The sequence below is a fragment of the Acetobacterium sp. K1/6 genome (assembly GCF_034438075.1).
Classification (GTDB): domain Bacteria; phylum Bacillota; class Clostridia; order Eubacteriales; family Eubacteriaceae; genus Acetobacterium; species Acetobacterium carbinolicum.
In genome coordinates, this window is record NZ_JAXQGA010000001.1 from 40,152 (window position 1) to 52,091 (window position 11,940).

Here is an 11,940-nt window from a genome sequence, read left to right on the forward strand (position 1 = left end):
TCATATTCCTTTCATTGGCCATTTTATCTCCGCTCCATCTTTAAACCGAAAGTTGACTTCATCCTTGGAGAAAACAACCATCTCTAAAATAGTCCGACGCCAGAGGGTTTCATCAAACTCTGTGAGTAGCTGGTCGCGTTTTTCAAGAATATCCAGAAAGTCATGAATCTGATTCTTCTGGGCCTCCCGTTTTCTGATTTCTTCGGTTAAGGCCATATGGCGATTGCGAAGTTTATCATAGCTCTCAGCATAGGTGTTGTACCGGCGCTGGTATTCCTCCTGGTCCATCGCTACCCGGGTGTTTTCACTGACAAAGGCATCAACCATCATTTCAATGGAGCTGCATTCCTCATTGACTTTCTTCAGTTCTTCCTCTAAATTCTGACAATCTGTTAGCTTCTCAATCATAAGGCGGTAATTCTCAAAAATCTCTGCTTTATTTTTAATAAGGTGATTCATGACTTCCACGAATATTTTTTTAATGGTTTCATCATATAAGTGCGGTGTGCTGCATTTGTCTTTTTCCTTAAACTTGTTATTACACTGCCAGACAGTATGCTGATATTTGCTGCCCGCATGCCAGACTTTGCTACCATAGGCACTACCACAATCGCCGCAAATAATCCGGCTGGAGAAACAACTTTGACAAGCTGTATATCCGCCTTTTGATTTTCTTCTCGCAAACTCTTCCTGCACCAGGCCAAAGGTTTCTGGTGGAATGATAGCTGGGTGACTGTTTTCAACATAATATTGAGGAACTTCCCCTTCATTTGTTTTTGTTTTTTTAGTCAAGAAGTCCGTCGTGTAGCGTTTTTGCAGTATTGCATCGCCCTTGTATTTTTCGTTTTTAAGAATGCTGATCACCGTTGACACCGGCCATTTTTGTCTTTTCGTTGGGCTTAAAATGTTTAATGACATCAACTGTTTGGCAATGGATGATGGCGTGTGACCTTCCAGAAAGAGCTTATAAATAAGTCGAATTGTCATTGCTTCATCTTCAACTATCTGCGGCAATCCATTCTCCCCTTTTACATATCCTAAGAAGCTCTTGTAAGGTAGGGAAATATTTCCGTCAGAAAAACTTTTTCGTTTCCCCCACGTCACATTTTCTGAAATTGAGCGGCTTTCGTCTTGAGCCAAACTTGACATTATGGCGATTAATAGCTCCCCTTTGCTATCGAGAGTGTAAATATTTTCTTTCTCAAAGTAGATTTCGATGTTTTTTTCTTTTAGTAATCGAACATTTGTCAGCGTATCAACTGTATTTCTGGCAAATCGAGAAACTGACTTCGTAACAATTAAATCGATCTTTCCATCCAGCGCATCCTTAATCATGCGGTTGAAGCCATCACGCTTTTTGGTACTCGTTGCTGAGATTCCCTCATCCGTATAAACCTCTACAAAATCCCATTCTTCTTTACCTTTTATATACTTCGTGTAATAATCCAGCTGAGCCTCAAAACTGCTTTGCTGTTCTTCTAAATTAGTTGATACTCTGGCATATGCAGCCACCCGCTTTTTTCTGGAAGGATTTTCATCGATCTGCATAAATAATTCAGGAGTTGCCGGAATAACCGTAACGGATCTTACATTTCTTGCACCATTCAATTTGCCATCCCCCTTTCCATTATCAGACTTTGTCGTTCTCTGGCTTCCTGCCGCTTTTTATCATCCCAGCTGTTTTTTCTTGATTTATTCTGCCATTCTTTTTCGACTGTATGTCCGTTGTGAAGAACAAAGTTCAATTTAAAATCCTCCGGCACCCGGATCTCTTTGATCTGCTGATGAAAAATTTCTTCATCAAAATGGTCCAGTTCTAAGACCTCAGCTGAAACCTGTAGGAGTATTTCTTCAGGTATCTGCTTAGTATGACAGACTGATTTTCCAAAATGCAAATAGGTTCGGCAGTTCCAATACACATATCCATGGGTGGGTTTCCGGTTGTAATGCTTCCCGCATTTGTCACATACTATTTTTTCAGTAAAAGCATAAACAGCCTTCTCTTTCTTCCCCGATGTTTTTCGCTTTTTCGCTAATAAAATCTGTACTTTGTCAAAGGTCTCTTGATCGATTATGGCCGGGTGGGTATTTTCTGCGTAATACTTTGGAAGCTGCCCCCAATTGGTGACGAGTTTTTTTGATAAATGGTCACAAATAAATTTTTTCTGTGCAAGCGAGTTTCCAGCATATTTCTCATTTTTTAATATTTCACCGACCCGTTCAGCCGTCCAGATTCCGTCTCTGATTCTTTTAACATCAAGTTCTCTGAGCTTTTTAGCAATCTGAGTACATCCCATTCCACCAAGGTAGTCATCAAAAATCATTCGAACTATCTGGGCCTGTTCTTCATTAATCTCTATCAGACCCCTAGAAATCCGATAACCAAACATAAACCGAAGGTTAACCAGCTCGCCTTCCTGAAATCCCTTTCTAATGCGCCACTTACAGTTTTCACTCACTGACAAACTTTCCGCCTGCGCAAAAGAAGCGAGGATAGTGAGCATCAACTCACCATCCCCGCTTAGGCTGTAAATATTTTCTTTTTCAAAATAAACTTCAATATTAAGGCTACTTAGTTCCCGGACCACTTCCAGTAAGGTCACGGTATTTCGTGCAAACCGTGAGATGGACTTAGTGATAATCAGATCGATTTTTTTATTCCGACACGCTGTCAGCATTTTTTGAAACTCCGCTCGATTATCCTTGGTTCCCGTTACTGCTTCATCGGCATAAACACCGGCATACTGCCAATCCGGGCGACTCTGAATGGTTTCACTGTAATGGCTAATCTGAGCAGATAACGAATGAAGCATAACATCTTTTCCACTACTAACTCTGGCATACGCTGCTACCCGCTTTTTGGCCGGTAGCTTGATTGCGACAGGATCAATTTTAATAACTTTTCGCATCATTTTGTCACTCCTTTCTACCTGTGATGTTAGCTCTGATTTTGATACAAAGCAAGTCATTAAGCCATTATAAGCTCGAAATGATGGGCTTATATTTTTCTAGCAGCATCGTATCGATGTGGTCATATTCTTCCTTTGTGATAAGACCTTTACTCATCAGTTCTTTTGATAAAATGACTGAAATGCGATAACTCTTTTCCTGGTCAAATTGTTCTTTTGTCATGGTGTCTCCTCAGCTTTTTCTTTAAACCGATATTTGATATAACAGGAATGGCTGCAAAATTTTCGCTTTGAATTGCCATAGCTCTTAAATGTTTTACCGCAGCCATGGCAAACTAGGGCATAATATGCTTTTCTCTGGATGTAGGCATCATTGGCTTTCCACCAGAGTCGGCGGCATTCTTCAGTACAAAACTTTTTATGCTTCCCTTTTGAACTTTGCTTGATGGGTTTCCCACATTGTTTGCAGACATCTTTTTCATCAATAATACCGGTGGATTTCTTTGTCATAGTCTTTCCGAGATTATGGCGCCGACAATAGGATTTGATGGTGTTTTCTGAAATATTGAGCTCATTAGAAATTTGTGAATAGCTAAGACCCAAAAGCCGCATTTCATGGATTCGATCTTTTTCTGCAGTCGTCATTCTTTCCTCCAATAAAAAAACAGAGGCGATGATCACTGACCATTTCCTCTGTTTTTGTTTTTAAATCTTAGCTGTTACTACTTCCGGTTTCATTGCCCGACTTTTTATCTTCTGTATCAGATTGAATTTTACCTTCAGATTCATTCTCCATCTGGGTACGGATATTCTGGGTCAACTTTTCTAAGAATGGTGGAAAATTGACATTCATATCTTTCATGTTTTCCAGAATACTAATAATCTCATTACATATCAACCAAACGGAGACAAAGGATGCGATGACAAAATTGACTTTTGCATCGACGCCAATATACTGACTGGCATAGAGTAAGGTGTAATCGAGAATCGCACCCACGGCAATCAGATAAAACAGGCAGACTTTTTTCATGATGCCCTGAAAGCCTTTGTAGCTTGAAATCTTATTGCCCCGGTACTTGGCTGCTGCCAGTCCGGTGATATAATCAAAGGTAGCCAGGACAAAAAGCAAGATGACCGGCACGGCCAACATCCCTAACCAACCGGAAAGGGCCGTGAAGGCCACGGCGACGACTAATTTAATCTTATCAAGATATTCCATTTTTCTTGTTCTCCTTTAAATGTATTTTTCTCTATAAAAAAAGCCCGAAGGCTTTACAATTGTTTTAAATCAGATTCCACTGGGCGTTATTATAATAGTAGGCATTGACTTTTTGAGCTTTGTTGTTTACATCTCCCATAAACACATTTGACACTGGCAATTTTATATCAATGCCATGCTGGTTAAAAAGTGCAACCCGATGACCGGATGTGAGACTGGAAATCAGCAGATGGTTCGATTCCAAAGTGACATCAGCAGTGGTTTTTATCACCCGGTTGGCAGCACCACTGCCGCAGAAATAAAAAATGTCGGTGCCATAAGAAATAATGGTGCCGCCATTAAACTCCCAAGCCAGTACGCTTGAAACCGTTGAAAGGGTATTCGTCAGGGTATCCAGCTTAAAAATGCTTTTATCCCAGTAAATGTAAATATCCGTCCCAACAGCTGCGGCTCGACAATTCGTGTATGCTGCAGGTAAATATGCCACGATCGTATAGGTATCAAGAAGGGTATCATATTTAGTAATCCGTGTTGTTGCAGTGCCGCTTGAATTGCGACCGCCGATCAGATAAATGTCCGTCCCAATAACCGCGGTACCCGCTTCAATAAAATGATTGGATGGCGCCGCAATCATGGTAAATGTCTGTGATACCGTATCAAAGTAATACGCTTTCGTAACAATATAGGAGTTGGAAAAACTGCTTGAATTATAGCCACCAAATAGATAGATCCGCGTTCCAACTGTCGCATAGGCAAATGACTGCCAGCCATGATTGCCATCATTAGTAATGGCAATCGCAAGCTTTGTCATCGTTTTTTCAAGGATATCATATTTGTAGATGTCCAGTGACATGGTTGAATACTTTAGTCCGCCCAATAAATAGATGAAATCGCCAACCAGCCCCGTGGCTGCATATCTAAAGTAATTGGATGGCATCGCCACACCCGTGGATACGGTTACGAGGGTGTCCAGGTTATAAGTCAGGATCTTCGGACTCATGGTATAGGCTCCTAAGAGATAAACCAGATTACCAACCCGCTCAGCACAACCACCGACGCCACTGACAATTTCATTGGTGGCCGCATCAAGGATATCATTCACCCTGGTGGTCGCATTGAGGACACTGGATATTTCACAGTCCAGTTTGATGTTTGTAACCGGAGTGGTTTTGACCCATAGCTTGGTGGTATCTTCCGGGGCGGTATCGCCAAAATGAATATTAAACTCCGCACTGGCCGGGGTACCGATTAGCAGACTATCAACCAGTCCTGAATAGCTATTAGTGGGGGTCCCGGATGGAATGGCGACGCCTTTGCCGATCAGCGAGGTTTTAATATTGGAAAGATCAGTGATGGCCGTTTGAATGTTTTCACTTAAGGTTTTAGTAGCCATTTAACGCTCCTTCCAATTGATCATTGAGGGTACCCAATTGGGTTGTGATGGAGTCAATCGCAGATTCAGCTGCGTCCAGCCGTGTTCCCAAAGGATCAAACCAGGCGGCTTTATCAGCTTCAGTGAAATAGTCCACCCCCTTGACCGGGGAATAACCGGCAGCACCCGCTGGACCAATCGGACCCACATCACCGGTATCGCCCTTTTCGCCTGGAATCCCTTGAATCCCTTGTTCACCAATCGGACCCTGAATTCCGGGATCACCCGGATCGCCTTTAGGACCCTGAACGCCTGGCTCCCCTTTTGGGCCGGCTTCACCGGTCAAACCCTGCAGTCCTTGGATCCCTTGATCACCTTTTGCGCCGGGCAGACCTTGGATTCCCTGAACGCCCTGATCACCTTTCGGACCTTGAGGACCCGTTTCTCCCGTCAGACCCTGTAGTCCTTGAATTCCAGGATCACCTTTATCACCCTTGGGACCTTGAAGACCTGGCTCACCCTGAGGTCCCGTTTCACCTGTCAAACCCTGCAAGCCTTGAATCCCTTGATCCCCTTTTGCGCCGGGAGGTCCTTGGATACCTGGAATGCCTTGATCGCCATGAGGACCAGCTTCACCGGTCAGACCCGGCAACCCTTGAAGTCCTTGATCTCCTTTTTCACCGGGTGGTCCTTGGATTCCAGGGTCGCCTTTGTCACCCTTCAGGCCTTGTTCTCCTGGTTGTCCATCAATGCCGGGATCGCCTTTTGGCCCTTGCAAGCCGGGTTCTCCTTGGGCACCAGTTTCTCCCGGTAGCCCTTGAGGGCCTTGTGACCCAGGATCACCTTTATCGCCAGCCGGACCTTGAAGGCCACTGTCGCCCTTATCGCCTTTTGGTCCTTGATTTCCCGGAACGCCCTGGGGGCCAGCATCACCCGGATCACCTTTGGGGCCTTGAATGCCGGGCGGACCTTGCGCCCCAACTTCACCAGTACTGCCTTGAGGCCCAGGAATCCCGGGATCGCCTCTTGCCCCAATAAACTCACCGGCACTGGCTCGCTCCACAACAATTAGTGCTTCACTGCTGACATGATCGGCTTTTTCCATTATCGATTGGGCGTCTTCACCCAGTTTTATCATTTGCTGCTCCCATTGCAAAAGGATTGATGGTTCGATGGGCGGTTGGGGTGTATCAGCCTTAATCGATTGGTTGATGCGGATCAACCCTTTTTCACTTTGCCAGACCGGGATGCTGGGATCTGATTTACCTTCCAACTGCACTTCAAAAGCCAAAAGCCCGGCAGCCTGGGTTGTCGTAGCGGTCAGAATCCAGATAAAACGAACAAAATCACCATCGTTTACCGGTATCATCTGAATCCGATCCGTCAAACGACCCAGTTCCGTTTCGACATGAATATTAAAATCGGTCACGTTAAGGCCATCATTTATTCTGGGAATCTCAAATACCAAACACTGAACCAAATGATCATATTGATTCACGATCATCTCATCATAAAAAAGCTGCTTTTCTCTGACGGTCACCTTATAATTCTTCATAAAATTCTCCCTTCAGGTATTATTCATCCTCTGGAAATACTGGCCAGTCGGTGATGGTCTCAACCACATCCCAGTTTTTATTCAGTGCCACACTCAGTTCGCTTTGAGAAAGCTTAGCGATATTGGCGGCGCCCAAACCAATGGCCAGCTTTTCCTGACCGGTACGATCGGTCAGCCCCGCCAGCACATTTCGCAGACTGCTTTTGGTTAGATTGGTACACGGGGATAGGTCAATGGCAATATTGATATTTAACAGTTTAAGTTCTTTTAGATTAACCGATCCATCAAACATTCCCATTCCGTATATGGCGTTGGTCATATCCAGATACGGCACCGACACTAAGGCGGCACAACCAGAAAAAATCCCCTGCAAGCGGCAGGCGCTAAGTTTCATCGTAAATTCTTGAGGGACGGCTTGAAGTTTTCGACAGCCGTTAAAAAACCCGAGATAAAGGGCCACACTGTTATCATCAATGAAGACTGTTGTCTGGTTTAACAGATCAAAGTAGGCGATATCCGTCCAGAGACAGGGATACCAATCCACTGATACGCCATCAAAGCAGTAATAGGTCTCGCCGTATTCAATTGTAGCAGGATAAACCGTTGGATTATTGGGAAAATACATGGTCCAAACGACCTTGGTGGTCGGATATACTGCACTGACCCGGCTGTTGGAATAATTCCAGATATGTTCAACGCCGTATGTTGCCGCTGAATTATGATAGGTCTGTCCATCAGAGGTGACAACAGTGCCTTCTTCGAAGAAGAAATCATTGACCAGGTCTTTGGCATAGTGCATCCGCAGATAGCCGATTCGTCCTTGTGATAGGGCTTCCCACTGACTTCTGGCCCAGACCATGTCGGGATTGGGCTGCCAGTGGAAGTCAGATTCTTCCGGCCAGACAATCCGGCCATTAATCATCGCTTCAATAATCATAAAGCCATTTGCTTTAAGACTTTCAATCTCACGACCTTTAAATTTAATTCCCATCGCTTGCCTCATCTATCCGGAAACATACTTCAGGTACAAGGTGTTCGCATCCATCACTTCCGGATATGCTTCAACACAAAGCCATTTTTGACCGCCAAAGTATTCATTCATGTAGTCATTCACTGCTGGCGGGACATTTTTATCAATCGCTTCTTTGATATCCTCCGTTTTTAGCTTGGTGATGGTGGATTCAAAATCGGTAGCCACCCGGCCCAACTCCGCGATGTTCTTTTCCGGAGTATCCGGATAGCTGACCAGCTTAACAATCTGATGTTCCACTTCAAGGCCGCGGATGCGATCAATCAAAGTGACCTTATCGCCAATGGCAATGGCCAGGTTTCCATAGTCATCCGGCAACAAGCTGGCCAGATCCACCACCGATGCAGTATAGACCCGATTGGGGATGGATAAACCAGCTACTTTTTTCTGAGCTGCCGCCAGGAGTTCTTCTTTTAGCTGATAGCGTTCATCAACCCAGACCTGAGTGATCACCTTGCTGGTGTACTCAAAATTTTCGACATAGACCTTGCCGCCGTTGATCTCAGCAAAAGAAAGCCCGTCTTTACCAAAGGCATACAACCGGGTAACCAGATCAAAGCTATCACCCCGGAGTTCGCATTCTTTGATGTTGAGTTCATCGGAAAAATGAACGCCTTTGTTGGTGTAACCTTGGGTGGTGGTGACGCGGATAATCTTTCCGATGCAATCATAGCGAAAAATCACCCCATAGGTTTTTTCAGCCAGTCGCAGCAGATCCAGGGTATTTCCGGATTTCAGGGAGACTGTTTTTGTCGATGTGATACTTTCAGCACCAGTGAAGTTCCAGCCTGTTCCCGAAAGTTGCTGGGTCAAAAGTCCAGTCAGTGTGATATCTTCTAATAGAAGCTGATGATACCCCGCCACCATAAAGTCCGATAAGTCCAAAACACACCCAATGATGGTGGTTTGGCCCCGTTCATCAATGCTTTTTATGACGTATCGATTATGATCGGTCAAAATCAGGTTTTCTTCGACCAGATCTTTATACAGCGGGTGTTTGACATAGATTTCAAAAGATAGGGTGTCTTCACCGGTTTCCAGCAGTTCCGTAACATAGCAATTATCCATATGATCCAGTTCACCAATAAATGTTTTGTTTTGGTTAAGTAAGCTTAATATCATCATTTCACCTTTTTCTATCCTGTGGCTAGAATCACACAGTCAAAAACAAAAACAGCACTGTAATGGCGGCTTGAGATTTGATTGATCTGGGTGCTTACCAGCATGCAGTCAAAGCTCTGGCCTTGGATAAAGCGATTGTTAATGATCACCACACATTTTTTCAAAGCCTGTTTTAACGCTTCAATATCAGAGAGCTTGCCGTTTTTAAAATAGCATTCCACTGCCAGCTTGCTGAACCGTTCTTTGGTTTTAAAATAGATCGGTTTCACCGCGTTTTCCGGCCAGAAATAAGAAGGACTGTAATCACCCGGCGTATAGAGACTGTTGGCATAGGTCGCATTGAAATTTGATAACAAAACTGCGCCGTTACTATTAGTTATTTCACAAACTGCCATTAGATTTTACCTCCTCTCAAACTAAAGGCCAGATCCCGAGAAACAATCGGGGTGATGGAATGGCCCACTGCCTTTTTATCCAGCTCGACAGTGGTGTAGATATAAATCGGTGCAGCACTGCCACCTTCCAGCATGCCGTTTGAGCTGTTTCCAGCTGAAGTTCTCCCGGTTAACCCGTTTGATTGGGTGTTCACATCCAAGGTGGTGGGAATGGCACTGAGCATATCCCGGGTGACCGTCGCCATTTTTCTGACAAAACCAATCCCAACGCCAGCACCCATGTTTTCTCCAATATCCGCATACACTGTCGATGGTGAGTGCATCCCTAAGAGATTTCTGACACCCTCCGTAACGCCACCAAAGAAACCGGTGACCTTATCTGAAAGCCACTGTCCCATGGATACGATCCCGTCCCATAAGCCTTTGACGATGTTGATCCCCACATCATAAATCGCCTCAGCTGCCTGTCCCAGACCGCTCACGAGAGCGATGATAATTTCAGGCAGCGCAGCAATCAATGTGGGAATGGCGGCAATCAGTCCGGTGACCAGGGATATGATTAAGTTGATCCCGGTTTCAATAATCAGCGGTAGGTTATTAACAAAGTAGTTGATAAACGAATTGATCAATTGCGGCAGGGCTTCGATGAAAACCGGGAGCGCGTTAATCAGTCCTTGGGCTAATCCTGTGATCAAGGCGAGAGCCGCTTCAATTAACAGTCCGGCATTATCCATCAGGGTTTGGGCCATCAGGATGACACACTCGACGATCTTGGGCACCAGCTCCGGCAGCCCCTCAGCAATCCCGGTAATCAGGGTGGTTACCATCACCATGGCACTTTCTAAAATAGCCGGAAGATTATCGAGAATCCCCTGAGTTAAAGCCAACACCAGCTGCAGGGCGCCATCGGTTAATTGCGGCAGGGCTGAGATCAAACCTTCCAGGAGGGTGAAGATCAATTGATTGGCAGTATCAATCAGCATCGGCAGATTAGCAAGCAGTGAACTACCGACAGCACCAACGATGTCCATCCCAACCTGGACCACTGCCGGCATGTTACTCAGGACCATATCGGCAATGCCGCCAACGGTGCTACCAATGACCTGGGATATTTTGATAAAATCACCGCCGGCATCTTGCAAGCCTTTGGTAAAATCGCCAAGCAGAGAAACGCCCTCATCGGCCATAATCTGGAGCTGTGGCAGCAGTACCGTGCCAAGGGCATTTTTAGCTGCATCACTGCCAGATTTTAATCGTTGGACACTGTCGTCAAATTTCCCCAGCTGGGCCAGGGTTTCATCACTGAGCACCGCACCCATCCGTTTGGCTTCGTCGGTGAGTTCAGCAATTCCTGCTGATCCCTGAGCAATCAGCGGATTTAATTCCTGGGCCGATTTCCCAAAAATCTGCATAGCCAGGGCATCCCGCTCAGCGCCTTCTTCCATTTTGCCTAGGGCATCGATGGTTTCCCAATAAACATCTTCGCCACTGCGCAGAGAACCATCGGCATTGGAGACGGCCACTCCCAAACGACCATAGGCTTCAATCATATCCGCTGAACCATCTCGGGCTGAGGACATCGATCGGATCTGTTTGGCCATCGAGCCAGTGAGTGTTTCCATGGAAACATCGACTAACTCTGCCGCATATTTATAAGCTTGAAGACTTTCAGCCGATACTCCGGCTACCGTAGCCGTTGTCAGGATTTCATCGGCATAGGCAGCAGCTCCTACCGTCATATCGGTTAAAGATTTGGCTGAAGAAACGGCTGCGGCACCAACGGCGACAAAGGCGGTTCCCATGGCAATGCCGATCCCTTTTAGCGTCCCACCTAACGCACTAAATTTACCGCCAGAGCTTTCTGCTTTAATCGCGGTGTCATGAAGGGACTTGCCGAACTGTTCGGCCTGTTTTTCGGCATCATCAAACTCATCTCCGATTTCAGTCAGGGCTTTTTCATTTTGCCTGATTTCATGCTCCAGGCCATTGAGATGCGCCTTGGCATTGTTGAGTTGGATCGCCCAGTTTTGGGTACGGCGGTCATTCTCGCCAAAGGAGGTGGCAGCATTGTCCAGGGCTTTTTCCAGGGCTTTGATCTTATCCTTCTGGGCATCCATTTCTTTATTTAACAGCTGGTTCCGGGCGGTGACTGCTTCGATGCTTTTATCCTGCTTATCAAACTGGGACTCGACCAGCTTCATTTCGCTGCCCAGCACCTTAAAGGATTGATTGATATCCCGGAGGGCGTTCTTAAACTCTTTTTCGCCTTCAACCCCAATTTTTAAGCCGAAATTTCCATTAGCCATATGCATCACCTCCTGCTTTTGGGCATGAAAAA

At 45.4% G+C, this 11,940-nt stretch carries 11 protein-coding genes; all 11 read right to left on the minus strand.

Annotated features, from left to right (window positions below):
- Complete coding sequence (locus tag U2P91_RS00180) at positions 1-1,548, minus strand: recombinase family protein (protein WP_416173375.1); 1,548 nt, start codon at positions 1,546-1,548, stop codon at positions 1-3.
- 56 nt (positions 1,549-1,604) lie between these two features.
- Positions 1,605-2,912 (minus strand): recombinase family protein, encoded by a 1,308-nt coding sequence (locus U2P91_RS00185; RefSeq protein WP_322518672.1) that lies wholly within the window; start codon positions 2,910-2,912, stop codon positions 1,605-1,607.
- A 64-nt stretch (positions 2,913-2,976) separates the two neighbouring features.
- On the minus strand, positions 2,977-3,132 hold the full coding sequence (locus U2P91_RS00190) for an SHOCT domain-containing protein (protein WP_322518673.1): 156 nt from the start codon (positions 3,130-3,132) through the stop codon (positions 2,977-2,979).
- Positions 3,129-3,554 carry an RNA polymerase subunit sigma-70 gene (locus U2P91_RS00195; RefSeq protein ID WP_322518674.1) on the minus strand — a complete coding sequence of 142 codons (426 nt, stop codon included), beginning with the start codon at positions 3,552-3,554 and terminating at the stop codon, positions 3,129-3,131. The genes U2P91_RS00190 and U2P91_RS00195 overlap by 4 nt, the downstream gene beginning before the upstream one ends.
- Positions 3,555-3,621: 67 nt before the next feature.
- The gene (locus U2P91_RS00200) at positions 3,622-4,128 is read right to left on the minus strand and encodes a phage holin family protein (protein ID WP_322518675.1); all 507 of its coding nucleotides are present in this window, start codon (positions 4,126-4,128) and stop codon (positions 3,622-3,624) included.
- A 64-nt stretch (positions 4,129-4,192) separates the two neighbouring features.
- Complete coding sequence (locus tag U2P91_RS00205; RefSeq protein WP_322518676.1) at positions 4,193-5,521, minus strand: hypothetical protein; 1,329 nt, start codon at positions 5,519-5,521, stop codon at positions 4,193-4,195.
- Positions 5,511-7,055, minus strand: coding sequence for a hypothetical protein (locus tag U2P91_RS00210; RefSeq protein ID WP_322518677.1), 1,545 nt, complete (start codon positions 7,053-7,055; stop codon positions 5,511-5,513). Before U2P91_RS00210 ends, U2P91_RS00205 begins: the two co-directional genes overlap by 11 nt.
- A 19-nt stretch (positions 7,056-7,074) precedes the next feature.
- Complete coding sequence (locus tag U2P91_RS00215) at positions 7,075-8,046, minus strand: hypothetical protein (protein WP_322518678.1); 972 nt, start codon at positions 8,044-8,046, stop codon at positions 7,075-7,077.
- A gap of 12 nt (positions 8,047-8,058) precedes the next feature.
- A complete protein-coding gene (locus tag U2P91_RS00220) occupies positions 8,059-9,210 on the minus strand; it encodes a phage tail spike protein (protein WP_322518679.1) in 1,152 nt (383 codons plus the stop codon).
- An 11-nt stretch (positions 9,211-9,221) separates the two neighbouring features.
- Positions 9,222-9,602 (minus strand): hypothetical protein, encoded by a 381-nt coding sequence (locus tag U2P91_RS00225; RefSeq protein ID WP_322518680.1) that lies wholly within the window; start codon positions 9,600-9,602, stop codon positions 9,222-9,224.
- Positions 9,602-11,908, minus strand: coding sequence for a phage tail protein (locus U2P91_RS00230; protein ID WP_322518681.1), 2,307 nt, complete (start codon positions 11,906-11,908; stop codon positions 9,602-9,604). The genes U2P91_RS00225 and U2P91_RS00230 overlap by 1 nt, the downstream gene beginning before the upstream one ends.
- Between the last annotated feature and the right edge of the window lie 32 nt (positions 11,909-11,940).

Coding starts and splice junctions, on each gene's coding strand:
- U2P91_RS00180 (WP_416173375.1), bottom strand. CDS start 1,548: ATGCAGATCGATGAAAATCCTTCCAGAAAAAAGCGGGTGGCTGCATAT.
- U2P91_RS00185 (WP_322518672.1), bottom strand. CDS start 2,912: ATGATGCGAAAAGTTATTAAAATTGATCCTGTCGCAATCAAGCTACCG.
- U2P91_RS00190 (WP_322518673.1), bottom strand. CDS start 3,132: ATGACAAAAGAACAATTTGACCAGGAAAAGAGTTATCGCATTTCAGTC.
- U2P91_RS00195 (WP_322518674.1), bottom strand. CDS start 3,554: ATGACGACTGCAGAAAAAGATCGAATCCATGAAATGCGGCTTTTGGGT.
- U2P91_RS00200 (WP_322518675.1), bottom strand. CDS start 4,128: ATGGAATATCTTGATAAGATTAAATTAGTCGTCGCCGTGGCCTTCACG.
- U2P91_RS00205 (WP_322518676.1), bottom strand. CDS start 5,521: ATGGCTACTAAAACCTTAAGTGAAAACATTCAAACGGCCATCACTGAT.
- U2P91_RS00210 (WP_322518677.1), bottom strand. CDS start 7,055: ATGAAGAATTATAAGGTGACCGTCAGAGAAAAGCAGCTTTTTTATGAT.
- U2P91_RS00215 (WP_322518678.1), bottom strand. CDS start 8,046: ATGGGAATTAAATTTAAAGGTCGTGAGATTGAAAGTCTTAAAGCAAAT.
- U2P91_RS00220 (WP_322518679.1), bottom strand. CDS start 9,210: ATGATGATATTAAGCTTACTTAACCAAAACAAAACATTTATTGGTGAA.
- U2P91_RS00225 (WP_322518680.1), bottom strand. CDS start 9,602: ATGGCAGTTTGTGAAATAACTAATAGTAACGGCGCAGTTTTGTTATCA.
- U2P91_RS00230 (WP_322518681.1), bottom strand. CDS start 11,908: ATGGCTAATGGAAATTTCGGCTTAAAAATTGGGGTTGAAGGCGAAAAA.